22 protein-coding genes are annotated in these 25,574 nt (G+C 49.4%); 8 read left to right on the top strand and 14 right to left on the bottom strand.

Annotated elements, in window-relative coordinates:
• Positions 1-114: 114 nt before the first annotated feature.
• Positions 115-2,640, bottom strand: a complete 2,526-nt coding sequence (locus tag VGK02_03455) for a hypothetical protein (protein HEY3374103.1) — start codon at positions 2,638-2,640, stop codon at positions 115-117.
• 621 nt (positions 2,641-3,261) lie between these two features.
• On the opposite strand from VGK02_03455, the gene dut reads away from it, so the two are divergent.
• The 3 genes from dut (at position 3,262) to ade (ending at position 6,090) form a co-directional block, all read left to right on the top strand.
• Positions 3,262-3,693 (top strand): dUTP diphosphatase, encoded by a 432-nt coding sequence (gene dut / locus VGK02_03450; protein HEY3374102.1) that lies wholly within the window; start codon positions 3,262-3,264, stop codon positions 3,691-3,693.
• A 211-nt stretch (positions 3,694-3,904) separates the two neighbouring features.
• Positions 3,905-4,150 carry a hypothetical protein gene (locus tag VGK02_03445; GenBank protein ID HEY3374101.1) on the top strand — a complete coding sequence of 82 codons (246 nt, stop codon included), beginning with the start codon at positions 3,905-3,907 and terminating at the stop codon, positions 4,148-4,150.
• Positions 4,151-4,365: 215 nt separating this feature from the next.
• A complete protein-coding gene (gene ade / locus VGK02_03440; protein HEY3374100.1) occupies positions 4,366-6,090 on the top strand; it encodes an adenine deaminase in 1,725 nt (574 codons plus the stop codon).
• Positions 6,091-6,170: 80 nt separating this feature from the next.
• Here ade and VGK02_03435 read toward each other — a convergent pair whose 3' ends face one another.
• Together VGK02_03435 and VGK02_03430 are read right to left on the bottom strand one after the other, a co-directional pair.
• Positions 6,171-7,505: a hypothetical protein gene (locus VGK02_03435; GenBank protein ID HEY3374099.1), complete on the bottom strand. Its 1,335-nt coding sequence runs from the start codon at positions 7,503-7,505 to the stop codon at positions 6,171-6,173.
• 1 nt (position 7,506) lies between these two features.
• Positions 7,507-8,133 carry an RNA polymerase sigma factor gene (locus VGK02_03430; protein HEY3374098.1) on the bottom strand — a complete coding sequence of 209 codons (627 nt, stop codon included), beginning with the start codon at positions 8,131-8,133 and terminating at the stop codon, positions 7,507-7,509.
• A 736-nt stretch (positions 8,134-8,869) separates the two neighbouring features.
• On the opposite strand from VGK02_03430, the gene VGK02_03425 reads away from it, so the two are divergent.
• The 5 genes from VGK02_03425 (at position 8,870) to VGK02_03405 (ending at position 14,602) form a co-directional block, all read left to right on the top strand.
• Complete coding sequence (locus VGK02_03425; GenBank protein ID HEY3374097.1) at positions 8,870-9,457, top strand: helix-turn-helix domain-containing protein; 588 nt, start codon at positions 8,870-8,872, stop codon at positions 9,455-9,457.
• 407 nt (positions 9,458-9,864) lie between these two features.
• Positions 9,865-10,956, top strand: a complete 1,092-nt coding sequence (locus VGK02_03420) for an acyl-CoA dehydratase activase-related protein (GenBank protein ID HEY3374096.1) — start codon at positions 9,865-9,867, stop codon at positions 10,954-10,956.
• Positions 10,940-12,178: a hypothetical protein gene (locus VGK02_03415; GenBank protein ID HEY3374095.1), complete on the top strand. Its 1,239-nt coding sequence runs from the start codon at positions 10,940-10,942 to the stop codon at positions 12,176-12,178. Before VGK02_03420 ends, VGK02_03415 begins: the two co-directional genes overlap by 17 nt.
• A 42-nt stretch (positions 12,179-12,220) precedes the next feature.
• A complete protein-coding gene (locus VGK02_03410) occupies positions 12,221-13,243 on the top strand; it encodes an acyl-CoA dehydratase activase (protein ID HEY3374094.1) in 1,023 nt (340 codons plus the stop codon).
• Between the two features lie 240 nt (positions 13,244-13,483).
• A complete protein-coding gene (locus VGK02_03405; protein ID HEY3374093.1) occupies positions 13,484-14,602 on the top strand; it encodes a hypothetical protein in 1,119 nt (372 codons plus the stop codon).
• Between the two features lie 806 nt (positions 14,603-15,408).
• Here VGK02_03405 and VGK02_03400 read toward each other — a convergent pair.
• The 11 genes from VGK02_03400 to VGK02_03350 all read right to left on the bottom strand — a co-directional run bounded on the left by VGK02_03400 (position 15,409) and on the right by VGK02_03350 (position 25,573).
• Entirely contained in the window at positions 15,409-15,825 is a 417-nt protein-coding gene (locus VGK02_03400; protein HEY3374092.1) for a hypothetical protein, read from the bottom strand.
• A 43-nt stretch (positions 15,826-15,868) separates the two neighbouring features.
• Complete coding sequence (locus VGK02_03395; GenBank protein HEY3374091.1) at positions 15,869-16,306, bottom strand: hypothetical protein; 438 nt, start codon at positions 16,304-16,306, stop codon at positions 15,869-15,871.
• A gap of 111 nt (positions 16,307-16,417) precedes the next feature.
• Positions 16,418-16,951, bottom strand: a complete 534-nt coding sequence (locus VGK02_03390) for an SH3 domain-containing protein (GenBank protein ID HEY3374090.1) — start codon at positions 16,949-16,951, stop codon at positions 16,418-16,420.
• Between the two features lie 95 nt (positions 16,952-17,046).
• Positions 17,047-18,345 carry a phenylacetate--CoA ligase gene (locus VGK02_03385; GenBank protein ID HEY3374089.1) on the bottom strand — a complete coding sequence of 433 codons (1,299 nt, stop codon included), beginning with the start codon at positions 18,343-18,345 and terminating at the stop codon, positions 17,047-17,049.
• 114 nt (positions 18,346-18,459) lie between these two features.
• A complete protein-coding gene (locus VGK02_03380; protein HEY3374088.1) occupies positions 18,460-19,200 on the bottom strand; it encodes an ABC transporter ATP-binding protein in 741 nt (246 codons plus the stop codon).
• Positions 19,193-19,963 carry an ABC transporter ATP-binding protein gene (locus tag VGK02_03375; protein HEY3374087.1) on the bottom strand — a complete coding sequence of 257 codons (771 nt, stop codon included), beginning with the start codon at positions 19,961-19,963 and terminating at the stop codon, positions 19,193-19,195. The genes VGK02_03380 and VGK02_03375 overlap by 8 nt, the downstream gene beginning before the upstream one ends.
• Entirely contained in the window at positions 19,950-20,957 is a 1,008-nt protein-coding gene (locus tag VGK02_03370) for a branched-chain amino acid ABC transporter permease (GenBank protein HEY3374086.1), read from the bottom strand. The genes VGK02_03375 and VGK02_03370 overlap by 14 nt, the downstream gene beginning before the upstream one ends.
• A 3-nt stretch (positions 20,958-20,960) precedes the next feature.
• Complete coding sequence (locus tag VGK02_03365; GenBank protein ID HEY3374085.1) at positions 20,961-21,842, bottom strand: branched-chain amino acid ABC transporter permease; 882 nt, start codon at positions 21,840-21,842, stop codon at positions 20,961-20,963.
• A 285-nt stretch (positions 21,843-22,127) separates the two neighbouring features.
• Positions 22,128-23,312 carry an ABC transporter substrate-binding protein gene (locus VGK02_03360; GenBank protein ID HEY3374084.1) on the bottom strand — a complete coding sequence of 395 codons (1,185 nt, stop codon included), beginning with the start codon at positions 23,310-23,312 and terminating at the stop codon, positions 22,128-22,130.
• Positions 23,313-23,608: 296 nt separating this feature from the next.
• Complete coding sequence (locus tag VGK02_03355) at positions 23,609-24,799, bottom strand: ABC transporter substrate-binding protein (GenBank protein ID HEY3374083.1); 1,191 nt, start codon at positions 24,797-24,799, stop codon at positions 23,609-23,611.
• Between the two features lie 171 nt (positions 24,800-24,970).
• Complete coding sequence (locus tag VGK02_03350; protein ID HEY3374082.1) at positions 24,971-25,573, bottom strand: indolepyruvate oxidoreductase subunit beta; 603 nt, start codon at positions 25,571-25,573, stop codon at positions 24,971-24,973.
• Position 25,574: the final 1 nt, after the last annotated feature.

The raw sequence follows: 25,574 nt of genomic DNA, 5'->3' as shown, positions 1-25,574 counted from the left end.
TGAAAGCGGGTCTCTTTGGTGTTTTGTATGTTGTGCACACAATCGCTGTGCGCTTTTGTTATTGATTACTTGTTAGTTTTTGCAAGTAATTCCTTGTAAGTTACAGCTAACGTCTTACGGTAAGCCTCTCAGGAGAAGCTCGTCGTTCATGTTGTCAGCCGGGTTGTTGATATCATCCGTATGGTTAGATGTGCTTGTAGCACCCCAAACCGTCGGGTTGTGGCAGTCTAAGCAAACGCTGTCAAGGTCATGTGCCTTGATACCGTTGCCGAAGACACCGGTTCTTGCCTGGCCAGCAGTGATTACGCGAGGTGCGCCAGCAGTGTTGCTGACACCTTGCGGATCGATACCGAACAGATCGTCTTTCAGCATCTTCCAACCGAGTGTACGGTGTGGCCAGCTCAAGCCGTCGTCGGAACAAGCTGCGTTGGTGCTAGAAACACCACTGCTTGCTCTCCAATCTGTTGTTGACCAGTCAACCGTACGCGAATTCTTGTACATATTTGCGGTCGTTGACAGACCGCCGAAAGATGTACTCGTATTCACTTGTGCCATCTGGTTATCCAAGCCGGTTGATGTAATGAACGGATCGTAGGTAGTGAGGCGATAGTAGCTATCGACTGCGGACGGAGTAGCCCATGAGAACATCGGGTTACCCGGATCGGCTTGGTTACCCATTGCGAACATCTCGGCAAACAGGTAGCTGATGCCGGCGCGGTGGTTATCCGCAGCCGCGCTCGCTGTCGTGGTGGTAACACCGTCGCCAGGGCTTGTCGGGTCGTCATTGTGGCAAGCACCGCAGCCGGTCGAGCCTTTGTGGCAGTTACGGCATTTCGGGCCCATATCGTACCCATCTTCTGGATTGAACTCCATGGTACGGCCGCAGTGACGTGATGACTCATCGTGGCCATAGCCGATGTCGTACGAACCCTTCCAGTCTGAAACATTACCAGTTACGGTAGTGCTAATGCTGTTGCCAGTGTTATCACCGGTGACAGTCTGACCGCGGAGTGCGCGATCCTCACTGAACAGCGGAGCTGCTACAGTTGAGAGACCAGCGTTACCGTCGTGGCAGTCTGTGCAGAACTCATCAATCATGACGGATTTACAGAACGGGTTGCGGACATTGTAGCCATACTGTTTTGGATCGAAGGTCACAGCCGGATTCGCCATGCCCAACGGATTGGTTACGCTCTGAGCGCCAAACCCAAACATCTGAGTGGTCTCGAGCATAGCCGCGCTACCGATAGGTGTATTCCAGTTAATCGGAACTTTGTTAACCGGGTATGACTTGGTTGCATCGAACTCGTTAAGAGCAAAACCGAATTTGCCATCTGAATAGACGCTATCCGGAATCTCAGCACCAGCTGCGATGTCAACGTTGGCATCTTTCACCTTAGTAGAAGCACCAAGAGAGTCAAACTCTGCAAAAGGTGCAAGTGCGCCCGTTGTATAACTTGGTAGGCCATTAATCGCACTGCTTAACGACCATACATCAACAGGAACATTGGTGTATGCGCGTGATGCGATCTCTTTGTCCGGGTCCTTGATAAGGAGCCAGCTACCTGCAAGGTAGTATGGTTTTGCCTTATTCGGAAGCGGACCGCCGAGAGCCGGTACCCATGCGAGCTTTGGATCAGCTGGGTCCATGCTGGTCTGAGCGAAGCCCTTGCCGCCTACAGCAAACATGTCGTGGCCTGGGTTACCGATATTATAAACGTTACCGCTTACAAGATCAACGATCGATTGGATCGGCTCGCCGTTTGCATCGAAACCGATCATACGTGCCGGGTTAGCGTGCGGGCTGTGGCAATCGAAGCATGAGAATCCACCCATGTAATAATTCGGCGTAAATGCCGGATAGGTATCGTCTGGTGCTTTCCACTTGCCGCTGTCAATACCGTAGCCCATGGTGTGACCGACGTTATACTCCTCGGTGTAGAGGTCATTGTTGTCCATTTGAATGTTGTAGCCTGAGCCTGCGCCGGTACCGTGGCACCAATCACATGCCTCAAACCTTGTGTCGGAGCGCAACAATTTGAACTTACCTGCTGCACGGTGGACTGCGTGGCACTCACGGCAACGGTGTGTTGAAGTGAGGTAGCCGCCGTGTGGGCCTGACTGGAAGACTGGTTTTTGCATTGTAGCAACGGACTCTTTTACACCGTCACTGTTCGTATCAACAAGCATGCCGCTCATTCCATAGCCAGTAAACATGTTGGTTATGGCATTAAGGAAGTACGGGTTGATCGGGAACGTTTTCGGTGCAGCTGTGCCTGCCATCTTACCGGTCTCTACATAGTCCTGTGAGTCATTGTAGTTGTAACCATCAATACCCATGGTGTACGGGCTGTTCCAGGTGCCGTATACGTGGGTACTGAGGCCGTTGCCTCCGCCGTATGGAGCAAAGACGGTAGTTGTTGTTACTAAACCCTGCTCATAGTACTTATAATCCTTTACACTTAACGGATTTGCAGTATCACTAGCGACAGGGGTGTAGGTGTTGGCAACGATGTTACCTTTGCCGGGTAATGCGTTCGTGTGGCCAGGCAGTTGGTTTTCTTCCTGCACAGCAAGTGCTGCAGTGCTCATCGCAAAGAGCATCGCGATAGCCATTAAAATGACTAAGCCTTTTTTCATGTGTTTCACCTCCTTTGAGGTTAAGATAGGGGTTTTTGTTTTTCTCAAAGTATTCCACCTCCTTTCGCGATAGGATAAAGCGCTTAAGCCGTATGGCTCGGTAAACAGTTTATGGTGCTATTAAGGGCTGCATTGTAGAGTGGAATGTTGACTTCCGTATTTCATGTGCCGTTTAGCACAGCGCATGAAGACTACGTTTGGCTTCTCAAGGTTCTCTCGTTTGTCATATATCTAAGCCATATAGGCGGTTCTTTTAGTGTGCCGCTAGTAAAAGCCGAAAACAGTTGATGACACCTATCCGTATTCGCTTGGCAGCAAATAAACCTAGCGGCACAATATATATTAATAGCTAATAGTTATTATAAGTTATTGTAAAGATTAGTCAAGGGTTTGTTGTCAAATTTTTCACAATAAAGTAAGGACAAAGAGGGGAGTGTTTGCGCTTAACGGTATTTAACGGAGAAATAGCATCTAAATAATGAATAAGAATCACTAATACACATAATATGATATCTTTTTTTATGAGATGATGTCGTGAGTACCTACCTATAAGGGCTCAACACTTTCTGATACCATAGTGTCTAATATCAAATAGCAACACACAACAGAGGAGGCACTAGATTGCGCATTAATATCAAAATGCTTGATGCAGATATGCCAGCGCCGGAATATGCTCACGAGGGAGACGCCGGTTGCGACCTGCGCAGCCGGATCGATCAGATCATTCCACCGGGGGAGCGGGCGCTTATACCATCGGGCGCAGCTATTGCAATACCAGATGGTTATGCGGGTTTTGTACAACCGCGAAGCGGGCTTGCGCTTAAACACGGGATCAGCATTGTCAACACACCCGGGCTTATCGACAGCAAATACAGGGGAGAGATCGGCGTCATTATCATTAACACCGATACATCAGCTCCTTTTGAGATACGGCGTGGGGACAAGATAGCCCAGCTCGTTATCCAGAGGGTAGAGCAGGTAACATTTAACGTCGTTGATGAGCTTGATGACACCGTTCGGGGTGCGGGTGGTTTCGGTAGTACCGGCGTATAACGCTCAGCTACCGAATGATATAAAGCGCGCATCTATACGATAAGCCGTGTCATATACGAGAGGATTAAAGTTTAAGACATTAGAAGGAAATCTCTAATCTATAGTGTAATATTGAGATAACAAGTATTTTATGCGGTTGGCAAATATTTCTCACATTTTCCGCCAATAAGGAGGTTGAGGCAGGAGGGCTGTATCAATAAGGAGGCGTAGTATGGCTAGAGCATGTACGCAAACTGAACTAGAAACATTCCATCAAGACGTCGAGGCTATAACACAAATTGTGAGCCTCGACGATGCCAAGACCAAGCTCGTTGAAAAATTTATGGCTGACCCGGTGTTCCGGGCAAAAGCAGAAGAGAACAGAGCAGTGTTTATGCCGTTTCTAGATAAATTGCCGTCTACGTGGGTTATGACAAGATTTCTCCGTATATGCGATGAGGCATTAGCGGAGCTTTAAATGTCCGAAGAGTAGAGGTGTGTTGGAATCAGCCCCACCTGCTTATATCTACTAAACCGCGGTGTCGAACACCGCGGTTTTTCTTTTCCCGCATGCAACCGCTTTGCCATCACACCCCTTGCAGCAGCAATCTCAACACTCCGATATCTAACGGCGATCAGCCGCACTGCGACCATCCATGTTAATAAAAGCTGCTAGATAGGAATAATGTCTGCATGGATTACGAGGAGCTTTACGAGTTAATTCAGGTAGCTAAAGGCGACATCCCGGCTGAGTTCGTGCTTAAAAACGCCGAGATCGTTAATGTGCTAAACGGCGCATTCGACACCGCCGATATTGCCATTCATAAAGGGATCATCGCCGGGATAGGCCGGTATAAAGGAATGTACGAGCGCGATTTGCAGCGATCAATCGTCGCTCCGGGCTTTATCGATGCCCACATGCACATTGAAACATCGATGCTGCGGCCTGAGGCCCTCTCCGTTGAGCTGATCAAGCATGGTACCACAACTGCAATCGCCGATCCGCACGAGATCGCCAATATCGCGGGTCTGACGGGCGTTAACTACCTGCTTAAAGCAACCCGGGACGTACCGATCGACTTTTTTTTCACCGCCCCATCAAGCGTGCCCTCAACACCGGCAGAGATAGAAACAACGGGCGCCTCTATCACCAGAGATGATATATCGATGCTCCTGTCCAATCCGGCGTTTATCGGATTAAGCGAAGTTATGGATATTGCCGGCATCATGTCGGGTCGGCCGGAGACGCTCGAGAAGATACTGGCTGCCGCGGCCGACCCGATCGACGGGCACGCCCCACAGCTAAAAGGGAAGCGCCTCAACGCCTATCTCGTTGCGGGCCCGACAACCGATCACGAAAGCACCGAGCTCAACGAGGCGCTCACCAAGATTGCCCGCGGCATGTTCCTAATGATCCGCGAAAGCTCGGTCGCCAAAAACCTCGACGCACTTCTGCCCGCTGTAAACTACTTTGCGGCAAGGCGGATGTGCGTGGTAACCGATGACCGCAGCCTGACCGATATCATCGAGGAAGGTCACGTCGACCACATTATTCGCAAAGCGATCTCACGGGGAATCGATATACGGCTCGCCCTGCAGATGGCGACACTAAACCCTTCGCAGCACTACGGTCTGCATGATCGCGGTGCCGTTGCGCCCGGCAGGATCGCTGATCTTATCATCCTCGAAGATCTAACCGAGGTATATATCCGAACGGTAATAAAAAACGGTGTGGTCATCTATGATATCGGCCAGGACCTGCAATTTATAGAGACGTACACGCCGCCGATTACATTGAAGAACAGCATCTTTGCCGACAAGGTTGAGCCGCGAGATTTCGCTCTTCCCTCTAGCGGCAAACAGATAAGAGCAATAAAAGTAATCCCGAACGAAATTGTTACCGAGGAAGCGGTTATCCCAACCCCGGCTCTTGCCGACATGGTAACCGCCGACCGCAACAGGGATATTATAAAGATAGCCGTAATTAACCGCTACAACCGCCAGGTTAAGCTTTCGCTCGGCTTGCTGCAGGGCTTTGGGTTGAGCAGGGGTGCGCTCGCATCGAGCGTGTCACATGATGCGCATAATATAGTAGTTGCCGGGGTTAACGATGAAGATATGGCAAACGCGGTAAATGCCGTTATCGACATGCAAGGCGGTTTGGTTGCGGTAAACGACGGCGCAATACTGGCAACACTGCAACTTCGCATAGCCGGCCTCATGTCGGAAGGGGAGAGCGATGAGGTTTACGACAACCTCAAGGCCATGCAGAAAATCGCGCGCGATCTTGGCACCCAGCTGAGCGACCCGTTTATGACCCTTTCGTTTTTAACGCTGGCAACCGTACCCTCACTTAAGATTACCGATAAAGGTCTTGTCAACTCAACATCAGGCGAGCTGGTGCCGCTTTTCTTGTAAGAAGAAAGGTAAGCCGGTGCCGTCTCAACACGGCACCGGCCATATTTTTATGTCTCGAACCATTGTGCGCTTTACTGTAATTAGTTGTTATTAGATCCGTCAGATTCTTGATTGCCATCCGCTTGATTCGATTTTTGTCTAGTATCCGGCTTGCTCACTATGGCACCTTGAGCAGGGCTCATGTCGCCACTGTGCTTGATTCCGCTGGTAGCATGCGTATCTTGATTGTTTCCGTGCTCACCGTCCGATACGCTGCTCTCGTCTACATTATTGTTGTGGCCGTTGTTGTCGCCGCTCTTTATCTCGGCATTATAGACGCTTCCTTCATCAACATTGCCGGCGTTGCTCTGGTCAACATTATCGGCGTTTCCCTCGTCCTTGTTATTATTGTTGCCGTCAGATTCGCCATCTATACTAACGCCAAGTTGTGCTCCCAGGTTATCGAGCTTTGGATTTGTCGCGATGGCGTCTTTTACCTTGTTCAATGCATCCGCCTCGGAAAGGCCGGTCTTCTTGAGTTCGACAAGCGCCTCGGCAACTTTATCGATTCGATCGAGACTCGGGTCGACCTTTAGCGCCTCCTTGAGTGCGGTGATAGCTGCTTGTTCGCTGATGCCGCCCTCTACCATATGCATGAAAGATTCTGCAACGCTTCCGAACCCTTCATCGAATGCCGTCTGAGAGACACCCGGCTCATTTCTTAGGCCGAATAATGTGTTAATCGTCTCCCGAGATACGTTGGCCTTAACCAGGTTGGCATATGATTTTGGCAGAATTCCTTGTTTGCTTGCCTCGCTATATAACTCGTCGCTCACAACGATGCTTTCTACACTCGCCTGCAACTTATCCTTGGCAAGACGGTCTTTAACCAGGTTGCGGGCAGATTCGGCGATTCCGCCGAGAGCTTTCGTGTCAGCGCCCGGGGCAGGGTGTAGGGCGATTATTATCTCAGCATCTTTCTTAACAAAACCTCCGGCTATAATATTACCGGTGATTTCCTGCAGGGCTTGCTCTACCGGCATATTCTGCACATCGACGCTGGCAATAATGGTTTTGCCGTCATTGTTAAGGGCTTTTAGCCCTACGACCTTATTGTCCTTATCGAGTGCGAGCTGCAAAGCGGGGTTGACTTGCAGGGTAAGATAGGCAGCTGGCTTGGCGCTAACGGCGAACGATTGAAATGCGAAAACCACAATAAACAATGGTACAAGCGCCATAGCAATCTTCCAAGCATGTGATTTCATAAAAATCAAACCTCCAAATTCCTTAATCGCTGACCAAAATCCCATGCCTTTCGCCGGTTGGAAGTGACCGGTATTAAGCAGCGCTTGTTTTAAGTGTTGCTTACGAACCGGCATTTCAAGATCAGGGCGCTCAAGGCTTTCAAGTTTTTCGATCAATTCATCTTTTTTCATGCTATCGACCTTCTTGTACATATAATGCTTCTGTTTCCAAAAGGTTGCATGTTTGGCGCTCTTGGTGGTGGTTTTTTCTCAATTTTTCTAAGCCCCTGTGTAGCAATGACTTAACCGTGCCTTCAGATTTACCTAAGATTTGGCTTATTTCCTTAATTTGTTTTTCTTCAAAAAAGCGTAAAACGATAACTTCTTGGTAGTTGATTGGTAGCTCGCTGATTTTTTGCCGATAAAAGAGAAATTCCTCGTGCCTATGCAAGGCATCCTGAGCCTCGATATACTCGGCCTCCAAATCATTGGTTGAAGCGGGTACGGAATTTCCCGTTTCAATAAGCTCATCTAAAGAGACCGCGTTGTAGCGACCTTTTCTGTAGTAAAGCCTAATTTCATTAGTGGCGATCTTATATAGCCAGGCAGAGAAGGGGATGTTTCGCCACTGGAATCTCCAAAGGTTCGTCAATGCCTTGAAGAATGTTTCGGACGTGATATCTTGAGCGACTCCGATATCGCCTGTTCTATGCACGACATAGTTGAATATCTGTTTGAAGTACTGGTCGTAGAGGTGACCGAAGGCAACCGGACTTTTTTGCGCCTGTTTTACCAGCTCTTTTTCCTGATTAATATCCACGCATATGGCTCCTATTGCTGGGTCGCTTTTGAAAGCACTGTCTAACATGTAGGAATTGGCAACCACAAGGTTTAAAATCGCTTCATATTATAACGTAGGTCATTAAAGAAAGTATCGGCTAAAAGCATATTTACTTAAGTATCATGTCGCAGATTCTTCCGAGGATAGAGGGGCATCTTAAACCGCCCTTAAACATCATGTTGTGGGTAAGTGATAACAATTCTTTACTGGTTTATCCTTGTTATGCTTGAGCCAATAGGCTATAAGACCAAGTTGGACAGATAAAATGTATTAGCTGCACGGTTATCGCGGAGCACTGGCACCGCGAAGGGAATTGCAGGAGTCGCTCTCGGCCGGTCTTTCCTGATACGCGCTGTCGATGATATAGGGAAGAGTGGTGGGCTATCATGCTGCCCTGGTTATCTCCGATCGGTTGGTCGCGCCTCACCCGCGCCTTCGCAGGCGAACGATGGGCGGTCTTTGGGCTCGCCGTCGGTGCTGTTGTGGTCCGGATGTTCACAATCTTCGTGCTACTTGCCGTCGCTGGGTTGGCCGGTTTCCGACGACGTGATGTTGTTTAGAGCGCACAAAGATACAAGGGAAATGGCTTCATCCTGCCTCACAATCTTTGCCCCTTGATTGTAAACGAGAATATGCGATATCATAATTTAAACACTGTTTAAATCTGTTTAATATTCCCAAATAAATCATATCGCCTTAGCGTGGGAGATATAGAATGAACCAGATTGCCGAGAAAAAGTTATCGACCAAAGATACCATCCTTAAAATCACACTGGATTTGATTAAAGACGAAGGGTTTGAGGCAGTCACAATCCGCAAGATAGCAGCAAAAGCCAATATCAATGTAGCTCTTATCAATTACCACTTCGGTTCCAAGGAAATTCTTCTGAATGCGGCGGTAGCGGCTTTATTGGATACGTTTCGCGAATGCTTCGATTTGTTAGATGAAACGACGGTTCCTCCAAAAGAGCGCCTGCAACGCTTCTTAACTAGATATGCCCTGTCTCTTCAGCAATACCCGGAGCTAATTCGAAGGCTATTTCTCCAGGGCAATCTTTCCTTCAAGACGCATTACCAGTATGTGCAATTCATTAAGGCGATGGGTCTTAATAAGATACAGGCCACGATACAAGAAATAACCGGTGAGAATGACCCTGAACAGCTTACAATTATCGTGAGCCATATTATGGGAGCCACGTTTTTGCCCATACTCATGGCACCGATGTTGGGGCCTGCGATGGGGATCAATTTGCCTGATGTTGAAATACGAATTGATACGCTCATGAGGCATTGTTTCAAGTAGCGACTATTAAAGGAAGCGTACACAAACAAAAGCAATAAGTAACATGTACGAGCCCTCGTCAAAGTAATACAGCGTGTTACAACGCTTGATTGGCGGTCAGACCATAATGAGTTTAAGGGGATTCGCATGAAATTATTAAGGGGGAAACAGTTTTATTGACACCAATCATTGTTCTTCTGGTCGCTTAATTGGTGCAACAGTCGTTGTGATAGCGACCGCAGGCATACTCTTTATGTATACTATATATGGGAGATTATATTGCCGGACGAAGAAACAACCCGATTGACGCCGACCGCTATTATTTGGCGGCACAGTATATACACTATTAAACAGACTAACAATGAAAGAAAGGCGGGTTGATTAAGCTGAATACGTCACCGTGGGCCCACGCCGAGCGACCTTTCGCCGTGGGCATTCCACGAACCCTTTTGTACTATTCATATTTTCCATTATGGAGACGCTTTTTTACCGAGCTTGGCGCCACCGTGGTAACATCATCGACGACGACCAAACGCATCCTCGATGCAGGTGTGCGAACAGCCGTTACGGATGCATGTATGCCGGTGAAGCTACTTCACGGCCATGTCGTCGACCTCATCGAGCGGGGTATCGATTATATCTTTCTGCCGCGCGTGGTATGCACCAACGGACGTACCGTCTACTGCCCGAAGTTTCTCGGGCTGCCCGATATGGTTAGAAGCTCAATAACCGACTTACCAGAGCTCATTGATGTCCGGTATGATAATAGGGATAATAAGCGCGAGCTAAAGCGCGTGGCGCTCGAGGTAGGTAACAGGTTATCGTGCAATAATCGCCGGGTTAAACAGGCACTTGAGGCCGCTTTGGCAGATCATAGGCGGTATAGCGAGCTCTTGCACGCCGGCGTTGCGCCGGCCGCTGCGATAAAGGTTTTGGCTAACCCCGAACGTACAACCCGTAACGAGCCCGGTATAGCTGGGCCTGCTATGGATACGGACGCATACGACCTGCGATTTGCCGTTATCGGGTACCCCTACGAAATATACGATCCTTACATAAGCCTTGATCTGCTCAATAAGCTGCGCGATATGCGGGTAATGCCGCTGACCGCCAACACGATTTCTAAGAACGATCTGCAGGCGCAGCAGCAAAAACTGTATAAAAACATGTTTTGGACTTACAGCGAGCAGGCGGTTCTTGCGGCGCACCACTACTTTGAATATGACGATACGGTCGACGGGCTGATTCATGTCACCGCATTTAGCTGTGGGCCCGATTCAATCGTCAACAGGGTTATTGGCGGTATAGCAAAAGAACACCCGTCGGTACCGTTTATGACGCTTATGATCGACGAGCATACAGGTGAGGCCGGCCTCATGACCCGGCTCGAGGCGTTTACCGATATGGTGCGACGGCGACAGCGTGTCTCTGAGAAGAAACCGTCGATCGACGAGCTTATTACGCCACGCCTTCGACATGCAGTGCGGAAGGGGGCGGCAACTGTTGCAACAACCAATTAAGAGCGCACGCTCCTTTAAGCGACGCAAGCGCACCGTGACTTTTCCGTACATGGGACAATCACACGCAGTATTTAAAGAACTTCTCATCAACCTCGGTAATGATGTAGTGGTTCCACCGCGCCCGAACCGGTTCACGCTCTCGCTCGGCGCCGAGCATTCGCCGGAATTTGCATGTCTGCCGCTTAAAATTATTACCGGAAGCTATTTAGAGGCTATTGAAAAAGGTGCCGATACGATTGTCAGCACGGGCGGCGTCGGCCCATGTCGCGCCGGTCTGTACTGCGAAATTCACCAATTCATCCTAAACGAGCTCCATCTTGACGTCGATTTGATCGTGCTCGAGCCGCCGCGTGTCGACCTACGTGACTTCATCGGAAAGATCGAGGCACTCAACGCGAACGGTTTCTCGAAGTGGCACGTAGCCAAACTGGTGTGGTATGCCTGGAAGAAAATCATCGCGCTCGATCATATCGAGCGGATATCGCACCGCGTGCGCGCCCGGGAAGCGGTACTGGGCTCGACGACAAAGGCATTTAAGAAGGCGACCGCCATTATCAACCAGGTGAAGACGCTCTCCGATCTTGAAGAGGCCGAGCAACGTGCCGAGCAAGTACTGACGGATGTCCCGCTTAAACCGGGGTTCGAGCCGCTGCGAGTCGGTATTGTGGGTGAGATTTACGTTTTACTCGAGCCGTCCGCCAACCTTGAGATTGAAGAAACACTGGGCGAAATGGGTGTCGAGACGGAGCGTTCGATATATCTAGCGGGCTGGACCAAAGAAAGCAAGCTATTTAAGAAGCCGGGGCGCAAGAATCAAGAGCGCCTCGAACAGGTCGCCTTGAGCTACCTGGGCGAAATGATCGGCGGCCATGGGCAAGACTCGGTGGCGCACGCGATTCAATACGCCGAACGGGGCTTTGACGGCGTCATCCAGCTCTCGCCGTTTACCTGCATACCGGAGATCGTCGCAAAAAGTGTGCTCGAGCGAGTCAGCCGCGATTTTTCTATACCGGTTCTCTCGATAAGCCTTGACGAGCAGACCGGCAAAGCCGGGTTCGTCACGCGGCTCGAAGCATTTGCGGATTTGTTAGCCCGCCGGCACACCGCTCTGCAGCGCAAAAACGCCTGCGATGACGGTGACCCTATCCGGCAATCTGACGAAGATCAACTGGTCGAGCCGAAACTGAGTAGTACGGCAGCTCGACACTATATAAATGAGTGAGCGTATTTACACGTAGCGGAATATCAATAGGGGGTTGAACAGTTGCAGGCTTATTTAGGAATAGACGTGGGCTCGGTCAGCACGAATCTTGCGGTCATTAACGCGAGCGGTGACGTAATCGATAGCATCTACATACGAACCGACGGAAGGCCTATCCAGGCGGTACAGGACGGCATGCGCGAGCTATCAGGCAGGCTCGACAGCAATATAACCATCGAAGGCGTCGGTGCTACCGGTAGCGCCCGCCAGCTGGCCGGTATCATGGTGGGTGCCGATACGGTCAAGAATGAGATCACCGCTCACTCGGTCGCAGCATTGAAAATCGTGCCCGATGCGCAGACCGTGCTCGAGATCGGCGGACAAGATTCGAAGATCATCATCATACGCGACGGTGTTGTCATTGATTTTGCCATGAACACCGTGTGCGCAGCCGGAACAGGGTCGTTTCTCGACCATCAGGCATCCCGCTTGAAGATACCGATCGAGCAGTTTGGTGACATCGCGCTTCGCGCCTCACACCCGGTACGCATCGCCGGGCGCTGCGGCGTATTCGCCGAGTCGGATATGATTCATAAGCAGCAGACAGGGTGTGCGCTTGAAGACATCATCGCTGGGCTCTGCGAGGCGCTGGTGCGCAATTACCTTAATAACGTTGGGCGCGGCAAACAGGTGTTAGGCGCTGTGGTGTTTCAGGGCGGGGTAGCAGCGAATAAAGGTATCAAGGCCGCGTTTGAAAAGGCGCTTGGTCAGCAGGTAGCCGTGCCACCTTATTTCGGGGTTATGGGAGCGATCGGCGCCGCACTTCTGGCGCAGGAAGAGGTGGAGATCACCGGTGCAACGGCGTTTAAAGGTTTTGAAGTAAGCGAACTCTCGTTTGCTGCGTCGAGCTTTGAGTGCGGTGGCTGCGCGAACCGGTGCGAGGTTATCGAGATGCAAAGCGACAATGCAATTCTCGCACGCTGGGGGGATCGCTGCGGCAAGTGGAGTAATAGCCAGGCATCGAATTCAGAGCGACAGCCTAAAGCCGATGAATGCGAGCCGTGTTTGACAGGAGTGTTGCACTAAACCTCTCTCTGACAGCCACTCTTTTCAATGCTCTTCTTTTAAATTCGAAGGATGCGATCTTAAGCATACTAAGCGCTCTGTTTAAAAACTGTGTCTGAGGGTATCCTCTGAATTAGCCGGTCTGTAGGTAAGCATCTAAGCAAGGACTTATAGCCTGCAATCTTTTGTGTTCTGCATGCGCGAAATACGATATTTTGCGACTGGACTTAGGGGTGTGATGAAGATACGGGGGACGCCGACATGTTAGCCACTTTTCCACAGCTGGGCAAGCTCGATCTTATAGTCTCCGACCTCCTTGATAGAACGGGCATCGACTATATGGTGCCGCCCAAGACTGCTGATAAGACCATGCAGCTGGGTTTACGTTACGCGCCAGAACTTGCGTGTTTGCCAATGAAGATAATGATTGGCAACTTTATCGAGGCCATCGAAGCCGGTGCTGACACGCTCTTGATGGTCGGTGGAATCGGGCCATGTCGCTTAGGTTATTATGCTCAGATCCAAAGACTCGTTTTGCGGGACGCGGGCTATAAATTCGACATGATAATAATCGAGCCACCCGTCTTGGGCTGGAAACGATTTATAGATACATTGCGCCTGCTTGCACCGGGCAAGTCGGTGTATCAGATATATAAGATAATCAGTACCAGCTTTACGAAAGGACGAATTCTCGACCGGCTCGAGCAATATGTCTTGAAGTTCAGAGCATATGAAGTGAATAAAGGCGATTCGACCAAGGCATATAAGCAAGCCCTCGAAATTATGAAGCCGGCAAAGACCCAGCAAGAGATAGAAGAAGCATCACGATTGGCGTTCGCTCAGCTTGAAGCAGTCGAAAAGGATATGAGCCGCAGACCGCTAAAAGTTGGCATCGTCGGTGAGTTTTACATCTTGCTAGAGCCGTTTATAAATTTTGATATCGAAGAATACCTGGGAAATAAGGGTGTTTCGGTCGAGCGCTCGCTTTATTTAACCGACTGGATAAGCCCGTCGGATAAGAATGAGGTCAAGGGCGTAAGCGATGCCGAGATAGCACGGGCAGCCAGACCATATCTCAATCATTTCGTCGGAGGGGAAGGCTTAACCAGCGTGGGGAATGCAGCCATCTACGCTAAGGATGGATTCGACGGCATTGTCGAGCTGGGTCCGTTTACCTGCATGCCCGACACTATCGCAAAATCGATTTTACCGCGGATAAGCAAAGACCTGGATATACCGATCATATCGTTTGTCATAGACGAACAGACAGGCCGGGCGGGAACGCTGACCAGGTTGGAAGCATTTATCGACTTGCTGCACAGCAAGCGAGGATGTAAAGCCGGGTCTGCTGATGTGCGCGAACGTGGGCTGGCAGCATAATGTTAGGAAACAGGCGCATGCTAGATCTGCTCGAATCTGGACACGGTAACTAGTTCTTCGATCCGGCAACCTGGGAAATGATTATCGACTTCCTCAATGGCTTATCTGCGGTATGCTGATTTCATACTATTGGCTTCGTATTATTAGAGAATCGCCGTACCGACCTCAATGCAACCACGCAAAGATCTAAGACATTCGGAATTCATTGACCGAAACGTTGGTTGGCGATAGCAAGCAGAGTGGGTAAGCGAAAAATAGGCAATATAAATGTATGGGCGTAATTTAAAAGTGTCTTAGAACGGATTTGAGAGCGCCTAAATTTCGGGAATATTTTCAAAAGCATCGATGATTTAGAAACTAAAGTGAAACAGTATTTCGACGAACTGGTGCGGCCAAAACTCGATTGTCGATATAATCACAACGGCGTATTGCTTACCATAATATGTCTTATGTTAACTTACGATATTCCTCGTCAGACTTGTAACATACCGGTTACAATTTCGGTGTTTGCATTGCGACTCGGGCGCAATTTGCGTAATCTCTATTCAATCATCCGTTTACCGGCGAATCCATATCTAGGCATATTTCTCTCATTTTGTTTCATTTTCCTACTTGCTACCAGCTATTTCTCGGAGATAAGCTCCCGGCAACGGTCTTTCCGCCGCAATGATTATTTGCACAACCGCTCTTCAGATTTAGAGTATTACTCACAATCCGCCCCTCATAACAGCCGATATAATAAAGATCGCCCGCATCACGAACGTGTGTTCGCGGCCGGATAGGAGTTTACTTGGATTTAATCTTTACTACAATGCCTCGTTTTTCTCGTCCTCGTCTATGAGGTTGGCGGTCTCGACCGTTCCCATTGCCCAACCTACTAAAAATAGCAGGACAAAGAGAACGTATAGCCGAAGGGGTTTTACCGAACTGGCAAGGGACTGTTGGGCGATAATGATAGAGGCGGCCGGCAACAGGGCTATTGGCCCTATTATGCGAGCGACTTCTTTTATGTCTAGTTTTCTCCGTAGGTTTATCTTGAGTATACTTCCTCTAACGCTCTGGCATGAAAGCGCTTCGAGAAAAAGATACGCGATACTGATTGCTATTGCGACCGCGATAAGGTTTATGCCGATCGACAAAAACGCACCCGCGACATACCACAAGATACCATATAATGGTAATGCTAGTCCTATGATTGCTACAACTTGTGCTCGCCGTGTCATGGTTCTTCCCCGCCCCAACAAAGGTGCTATTGTAACATTGTGATTACATATTATTCCGCGGATTCTTGCTGTGTTGTACGCCGGTAAACAGCATCGCATTGCCATAAAGCGCTTCATCGATAATTATTGGGCCGACGGCAATGTCGGTGTCTGTTGTATCAACGATATCATATTTCTTATTAAATTCCATCTTCGTGAGACGCTTAAGATCGTGCCGCACGGACCGTATGCGCTTCCTTGCCTCCGCCCTGTCCCGGAGGTTCGCTAGTTCGTGGATCGTTTTATCGGGCGCCAGCACCTGAACCCGGTAACTTGTCATCAACTTACTTGGATAGGCTTTCGGCGCCGTATATAAGATATCTTCGCGCCAGTCGAGGTCTACGGGTCGCTCTTCGTGTACTTTTATTACGCGCGCCCGATAACAGTCTAATGCTAGATTGGTTGTCTTTGCCTTGTTGTGGTTATAATTCTTCTCTTGCATGTTCTCTCCGCTGATACGTCTCTTGCTTCATCTTATGCTTCTCAATAATTATTCAATACGTATGTTATACGTGCTCTCCTGTTTAGACGCGATCTTGTGCTGTGATATCGCCTACTTAACCGGTTCCGCCATGCTAGCGCTTATATAACCTTCGACAGCGGTATCTGTTCTAACTTTAAGCCAATTTCCGCTTGTGCCGATAACATTGACCGTCTCGCCCATTCCTATGCTATCGATAACTTGGCTGGTTATGTCGGGCGCTACGCGTATATTAAGCGCTTCAACGATTATTCTCACGCGCCCTTTGGCCGGGGCCGTCTTACTTGTTGTTTTCGGCCCTGCTACTGTTGTAATAGTGGTACCTTTTACAGCCGCTTTTGTGGCTTGCGCTTTTTTTGTTGAGCCTATCGCTGAAGCGGTTTCGGTGCTCGCGGCCGGTGTTTGACCGATAGCGGTTACGGTAGCCTCTGACTCCTGTCCCGCATAAAACGCCTGTTGGTTTGGAATTACCGGCGATGCCATCTGCCAAATTACGGCGCCAACGAACAGAAGGATTACCCACGCGCTGAGATGCTGCATGACGATTCTATTTAAAGTTTTCCCTTCGCTATTTTTTATGCGCGACCCGTTGCCAAGAAGCTTCACGGTAACCCTTTCCTCTATGCTAGCAAGTGTCTGGTTGTTTCCGGCGTTACAGTGGTGGTGCTTGGTGATGCTTTATGATGTTTTTTATTATAAAGCTATAGTTCTCTCTTATCTATAACTCTTTTTGCTTTACCGCTAGTTCGCTCGATTGTCTTAGGCTCGACTAGTTTTACCTTAACCTTCAGGCCTAGCACAGTATTAAGCTGCTCCTCAACTTTTTTCTCAAATTTCTCGAGGCCTTTCCAATCACCGGGGAATATATCGCTTGAGACCTCGATCATGAGTTCCATCATATCCATTGCGCCCTTACGGTCAACTATTAGCAAATAATGCGGATCGATGCCTTCTATCTCGTATAAAACGCTCTCTATCTGTGACGGGAATACGTTTACCCCGCGAATGATGAGCATGTCGTCGGTTCTGCCTTGGATCTTTTCCATCCTGGCGAGCGTTCGGCCGCACTCACACGGTTCATCGATAATACGCGTTAAGTCGCGTGTGCGGTATCGGATGACGGGAAATGCTTCTTTGGTAAGCGTTGTAAACACGAGCTCGCCTACGCTGCCTCGCGGTAGCGGCTTGCCTGTCTCGGGATCGATAGTCTCAACGAGAAAATGATCTTCGTTGATGTGCATGCCGTTCTTCCTCTCACACTCTCCGGCGACACCCGGGCCCATAACCTCGGTGAGACCGTAATTATCGGTCGCCGAGATAAGCATCTTCGATTCAATCTCCGTGCGCATTTTTTCAGTGCAGCGTTCAGCGCCGAATAGACCCACGCGAAGCGGCAGTTTAGAGAAATCTACGCCCATCTCTGCGCCGACTTCCGCGATATGTAGGGCATATGAAGGCGTACTTACGAGCACTGTTGTCCCAAAGTCTTCCATGAGCATGAGCTGGCGTTTTGTGTTGCCGGTTGAAACCGGGACGACCGAGGCCCCGATGCGCTCAAGGCCCGCGTGCATACCGAAGCCGCCCGTAAAAAGGCCGTAGCCGAACGACATCTGTGCGATGTCCTTTGAGGTCGCACCGCCGGCCATTGCGACGCGGGCGGTTAGATCAGACCAGGTATTCATATCTCCCCTGGTATATCCCACGACTATCGGCTTGCCCGTCGTGCCCGAGGATGAGTGGACACGGACAACGTTTTCCATGGGGACGGCAAACATACCGAACGGATAGCTGTCGCGCAAATCATTTTTTGTTGTAAACGGCAGCTTTGCTACATCTTCGAGCGTCTTGATGTCCGACGGTTTAACGCCTGCCTCAACAAAGCGTTCTCTATGGTAGGGAACCTCATTATATATCCATTTTACAAGCGTTTGCAGGCGCTTTAGCTGCAGCTCTTGCAGCTTTTCTCTATCGATACATTCATATTCCGGGTTCCAAATCATGTCATCCTCCACTATCCTACATGGCTTTCGAGCCAAGGCCCATAGCCGATATTGTCTGCGCTTTCTTTCTTTGTTATAGCCTTACCAGCCTATTTTAACATATTAGTACCGTATTTATTCCTGGTGGGCATGTTTACGATTGCCAAAATATATAGACCTAACATCTTCATTGTTGAGCAGGTTGCTTCCGGTGTCGTGCAATACGATTTCTCCGTTTTGCATAACATAGCCGCGGTCTGCAATGCTAAGTGCAACGGCGACATCCTGTTCGACCAGCACTAGCGTGAGGCCTTTTTCTCTGAGCTCTTTAAGCGTTTTAAATATCCCCTGAATAATGATCGGTGCCAGCCCCATCGACGGCTCATCGAGCAGAAGCATCTTCGGTTTAGACATAAGTGCCCTGCCGATCGCAAGCATCTGCTGCTCGCCGCCCGATAGCGTGCCCGCGGGTTGACTCAACCGCTCTTTGAGCACCGGGAACATACCGTATACAAAATCGAGGTCGTCTCGGATTGCACGATTGGATTCCTTGCGGTTTCTAAATCGCAAATATGCGCCCAGCTCCAGGTTTTCTATGATGGTCATCTCACTGAAAAGATGCCGGCCTTCCGGTACGTAGGAAATGCCGCGAGCAACGATTTTCTCCGGGATCATTCGTTCCAGCTGTCTCCCGGAAAAGATCATCGTGCCCGAGCTAGGTTTAATGATGCCTGATATCGCCTTGAGCAGCGTCGATTTTCCGGAGCCGTTCGAGCCGATAATTGTGACTATTTCACCTTCGTTTACCGATATATCGATTCCCTTGAGTACCCGTACGTGACCGTACGATACGTCAATGCCCTTCACTTTAAGCATTATTTATCTCCTGCCCGAGATAAGCCTGGATGACCTGTTCGTCCTGCTGAATAAGCAATGGCGGGCCCTCGGCTATCTTTGCGCCGAAGTTTAGGACCACCACTTCATCCGATATCTCCATAACCAATCCCATGTCATGCTCTACAAGCAGAATGGTAACGCCGTTACCTCTAATTTTATACAAGGTTTCGGCGAGTTTATCTTTTTCTTCGGTGTTAAGACCTGCAGCCGGCTCGTCGAGTAGTAAGAGCTTGGGCTCGGTCGCTAATGCCCGGGCGATTTCTAAAAGGTGCCTGCCGCCGATCGGCAGGTCATCTGCAGATCTATTTGCCTCTTTCTCCAGCCCTACGAGCGTAAGGAGTGAATGCGCCCTGTCGCGGGTCTCTGAATCTTCGCTTCTTACAGCTGGAAGCCCGAGCATGCAGCGAAACATGCCGCAATGCGTTTGTATATGCCGCCCGACCATAACATTCTCGACGACCGACATGTTGCCAAATATCTGAGTATTTTGAAATGTTCGCGATATGCCTTGCTTCGCGATAACATGCGGTTTCTTTCCGGCAATTTCTTTGCCGTCGAATAGGATTGCGCCCTTTGTCGGCTTATCTACACCCGTCAACAGGTTGAATACAGTGGTTTTACCGGCGCCGTTCGGGCCGATAAGCGCTTTTATCTGGTCAGAGTAGACCCTAAACGTTACATCGTTAACGGCGGTCAGACCGCCGAATTGTTTTGTAACATTCGCTATCTCAAGAAGCGGCACTGCTATCACCTGCCGTTTCCGGTATCGGGGTACTTCGGCGCGTTGCTATTTGTATCAGCTTGGAGCCGGCTCCAACCAAGCCTTTCGGCATGAAGACCATTGCCAGCACGAGAATCGCTCCGAAAATTACGAAATTATAATCGTCATAACCCTTGAGGTACTCTTGCAGTAACGTAAGCATCGAGGCGCCAATGACCGCTCCCCAGACGTTCGCCATACCGCCGAACACAACCATGGTTACCAAGGTTATTGAAACGCCGAGCGTAAATGACTCAGGGCTGACGTAACCCGCCATGTGTGCGTACAAACTGCCGCCGATACATGCCAGCACGGCGCTCAGTACAAAAACCTGTATTTTATATTTGGAGGTATCAACACCCATTGCCGATGCGGCGACTTCGCTGCCGTGCACTGCCCTCAGCGCTCTGCCGACCCGAGAGTTGATTATATTGATAGCCATGATTAGCGCTACGAGCGTTATGATCAGTACAAGCGCATAGAGCTTTATCGGGGTCTCCAGGGTAAAGCTGCCGAACGATATCGATGGGATACCGAAGATACCGTCGGTGCCGCCGGTGTAGTCTCTGAGCTCTAAAAAGAGCACGTGGACGATCTCTGCAAAACCAAGCGTAGCCATGGCCAGATAGTGGCCTTTGAGCCGCAGGGTCGGCACTGCTATTGCATACGCAATCAAGCCGCCGAGCACAACCGACGCGGCAATCCCGAACCACGGCGACAACCCGTACTTTGTCGTTAAAATCGCCGATGCGTACGCACCGATGCCGTAGAACGCCGCATGGCCTAACGATACCTGGCCGGCATAACCCATAAGCAGGTTTAGGCCCAGCACGATTATGGTGTTAATCCCCATAATGATGAGGATTTTGATGTAATAATTATTGGTAAGCGCAAGCGGCAGAAGCGCCATGATCGCCCCGTAGACGAGCACCCAAAACCAGTTCGATTGTATTACCGGCTTGCGATTAGTGCGCATATCCTATACTTTCCCCCGGAGCTTTGAGCCCATAATTCCGCTCGGCCGTATAAACAGAACCAGCAATAATATGAGAAACGCGATTGCGTCTTTATATCCTGACGAAATAAAGCCAATGCTCACCGACTCGAGAACGCCGAGCAGGATACCGCCGACGACGGCACCGACCGGATTACCGAGGCCGCCCAAAACCGCTGCGGCAAACCCTTTGAGGCCGAGAAATCCGCCGACCGAATAGCTTGTCATCGATATCGGCGTAATGAGAATGCCTGCCAGCGATGCGAATCCCGCGCTCATGGCAAATGACAGCATCACGATGTTCGATGTATTAATGCCCATCAAACGGGCAGCGGTAGGATCTATAGAGGTTGCCTTCATCGCCTTACCGATTACCGAGCGTTTGTAGAATAGCTGAAGCATGATGACAACGAGGATAAGGACCCCGATAACCCACAGCGATTGCGGGGTTATAGATGCCCCAAAAAAGTTAATTGGCGTGTCGCCGGTAAATGGCGGCATTGTCTGAGGATCACGGCCCCAGAATATCATGGCCACGTTTTTCATAAGTATCGAAGCGCCAATGGTTACAATGATCAGGGTAATCCCGGATGAGTCTTTAAGCGGCCTTATAGCGAGTCTTTCGAAAACAACGCCGACGATAGTGACAATGGCGATGGCGAGGATAATTGCCAGAACAAGCGGCAGGTGTGTAACAGAATACAACGAGACCGCGAACAGGCCCCCGAGCATTACAAACTCGCCCTGTGCGAAGTTGATAATCTGTGTCGAGTTATATATTAACGTAAACCCAAGCGCTATTAGTGCGTATATGCTTCCGCTCGTGATACCGCTAATAATAAATTGTAAAAGTTGATCTAAATGCATGAAACTGAGATCGACCCCATAATAATCATATAGTAATACCCCTGAGTAAGCCCTTGCTGTTGCCTCTGCCGTGTTTGCGCTCGATTTGTATCTCTTAAGGGCCTGACCATTGTATTCTGCTGCAATGGCTAAATTTAGAATACATGTTTTTACGTACTAATGCTAGGCTTTTGCGTATTCCCATGCTGCTACGGCGAGCATGCGCGTTTTCGCTTTCCCTGCGTCTGTATGAGTGCTATTACGCGCAGGCCTTCATCTTAAGGCCTGCGCGTAATAGGGTTGCGCTTATTTCTTTTCCTGCCATGCACCGTTCTTTATTTCCACCATGACCATATCGGTTGTTTTTAGACCGTCATGGTCGGCTTGTGCATATGAGAATATTCCGCTTATACCGTTGAAATTTTTTGTGTCTGTGATGGCTGTGCGAAGTTTCTCGTTACCGCTTCCGGCTTTTTCTAGAGCTTTCGTCAAAATGTTTATGGCGTCGTAAGCATGCCCGGCAAACGAATTCGCAGGCTCGCCGTATTTTGCCTTGTAGTCGTCCAAAAACGCCTGAATAACGGTTTGCTGTTCGCCGCTCGCCGATGACGGGACGAGAACCTTCCCCGCTGGGAACACGACGCCTTCAGCCGCATTACCGGCAAGTTCTATGAATTTCTTATTGCCGATACCGTGGCTGCCGATATACGGAATCGTCATGCCGAGCTCTTTCATGTTCTTTGCAGCGATAGCCGGACCGGGGTTCGTGCCCCATACGACAACCGCTTCCGCGCCCGAGCCTTTTATCTTGGTAAGCTGCGTGCTCATATTAGTATCGTCAGTCTTGTATGAATCCACCTTTACAACCGTAAGTCCTGCTTTCGGAGCGAGATTCTGGAGTTCTGTAGCACCGCTCTGCCCGAAGGAGTTTGCATCGTGTATAATCGCGAATTTCTTGATTTTCAAGCCCGTGCTCATGTAGCCGATGACCTTTTGCACGGCAATTGCATCGCTTTGCGCTGTTCTAAATACCCACTCGTTATTTGGGGCTTTAGTGATTGGTATACCCGCGGCCATTGCCATTTGCGGGATTTGCGCTTTTGCGATTGCGTCTTTGATCGCCATTGTGCACGGCGTCGTGGTGCCGCCAATGATAGCGATAACACCTTGTTCATCGATAAGCTTGCTGACGGCCAGCACTGCATTTTTTGCTTCGCTCTGGTCGTCCTGGATGAAAAGATCGATTTTGTGGCCGTCGATGCCACCGGCAGCATTGATCTTTTCCACTTCTAAAAGAAGCGTCTTTTTCTCGGCCTCACCGAGCGGTGCGGAAGGACCCGTCACCGATACGATTGCCCCAACTTTAAAGGGCTCTTTTGCGGCTTCCGTTGCAGAAGTTGAAGTCGCTTGTTCCTGCTTTGCTGACCCCTGGCATCCCAACAGCATTAATGGGACGATTAAAACCAGCAACATTCCAACCCACTTTTTCATAAACCCCTCCGTTTTCTTAAGTGGTTGCACTAATGTGTCGCCTTACAAGCTCCCATTTGTAGGCTATGTATTAAGTTTTACTAATAAGCTAAGTGTCTCCTGTTACGTTCTAATATAAGCTATTTTTTGTTCAGTAGTCTATAGACCGGCTATAATTGGCACATGTTATTGCTAGCAGTACGAGCATTATGCCGATGAGCATTCCAAATACGCGTTACACTTATGATAATAAGAGGCCGGACAGGTGCCCGGCCGCTTATTATCATATTATTACGTTAATACTCTTCGTTAACGCCCTATTTGCTGGCCTCTACCCACTGGCCGTTTTGTATCTTGATCATAATAAGATCCGATTGTTGGGTTCCATCGTGGTCGGTTAGGCTATAGCTAAAGATTCCACCGATACCGACGAAATCTTTTGTCTTTTCGATTTCATCTCTCAGTTTACTCTTATCGCCGCCTGAGGCTTTCAGCGCATCGGTGATAATGTGGATTGCATCATACGCATGTCCCGCAAAATGATTCGCGCTTTCGCCGTATTTCGCTTTGAAATCATCCATGAATGTCTTGATAACGGTTGCCTGCTCGCCAGTCGCTGATGATGGAACAAGGATTTTACCGGCTGGAAACACTACACCATCGGCCGCACTACCGGCTAAGGTAATAAAGCTCTTATTGCTGATGCCGTGGCTGCCGATATACGGAATCTTCATGCCGAGCTCTTTCATGTTCTTCGCAGCAATGGCCGGACCGGGGTTTGTGCCCCACACGACAACAGCCTGCGCGTCTGTTCCTTTTATCTTGGTTAGCTGCGAGGTCATATTCGTATCGTCGGTTTTGTAGGATTCTGATGTGACGACCTCAAGACCTGCTTTTGGCGCTAACTTCTTGAGCTCATTCTTACCGCTCTCACCAAAGCCATTCGCATCGTTAAGGATGGCGAACTTCTTGATTTTCAGTGTGTTGCTCATGTAGTCGATAACTTTTTGTACGGCAAGCGCGTCGCTTTGGGCTGTTCTAAACATCCATTGCTTTCCCGGATCATCGGTAATTTGGATTCCGGCAGCCATCGCCACGTCGGGAACTTGCGCCTGTGCCGCTTTTGCCTTCATCGCCATTGTCGATGATGTGCTTGTACCACCAATAATAGCGATAACGCCTTTCTCATCGATGAGTTTCGATGCAGCGATGTTAGCGTTCTTTGCGTCGCTTTGATCATCTTCTATAAAGACTTCAATCTTGTGGCCGTCGACGCCTCCATCTTTATTGATCTTATCGACCTCCATTTGCAACGCTTTTTTCTCCGGTTCGCCAAGCGGCGCCGAGGCGCCGGTAACGGATATGACCGCACCGATTTTATACGGCACTTTATCCGCTGTGTTTGCATTTCCCCCCTGGCCTGAAGTACTCTGCTGTGATGAGCCCTGGCATCCTAGCGCTAACAAAACCAACGCCAGTGCAAGTAGTATAACTATTGTTCTCTTCACGTGCCCCTCCTAATGAACGTATTGTATAACCCACTATGATAAAAGCCTCTATTGATTTGATGCGTCTTTCTCAATTAGAGGCTCGTATTACTCGCAAGCAAACCGAACTCATTCAGTTACAGACACTTGCATATATTTAAATTCCCGTCTTATCCGCAGATACCTCTTTTCTTACACCATCGATGCCGTTGTTGAGATGATTTCGTAACCTAAATCGAATGCCTTCTTGTTAATTTCTATTGTTTTTGATGGCACCCTGCGTTCGATATAGCCGTACCATGCCTCTTTGCCGATTGGCATAAGTGCCGCCAGGCAACCTAAAAGGACCATGTTTGCCGCCTTCTTGGTGCCTGCTTGCTCGGCGAATTTCGCGGCATCGATTGTTATGAGATTTATGCCTTTTGCCTTAATCTTTTCTTCAATATCATTTGGATAGACGGCCTTGCCGAGAATGACCGGCAGCGGCTCGATTCTCTCCGTATTCGCTATCATGACGCCGCCCGGCTTTACATAATCGCTCCAACGGAGTGCCTCCAGCAGCTCGAAAGCGATTACATAGTCGGCTTTGCCCTTTTCGGTGATCGGTGAAAATACTTTGCTTCCGAAACGGATCATCGTACTAACGCCGCCGCCTCGTTGGCTCATGCCGTGTATTTCGGCCATTTTCACATCGTACTCAACGCTTACGAGTACTTGCGATAGAATATCGGCCGCTAGAATTGTTCCTTGTCCCCCTACTCCTACGAGCAGGATATCCTTAACATCGCTTACCATA

The organism is Candidatus Aquicultor sp. (genome assembly GCA_036504445.1).
In the GTDB taxonomy this organism is placed as follows: Bacteria; Actinomycetota; Aquicultoria; order Aquicultorales; family Aquicultoraceae; genus DASXVE01.
The sequence above is the reverse complement of the archived record's forward strand: the minus strand, read 5'-3'. Positions and strand labels throughout refer to the sequence as shown.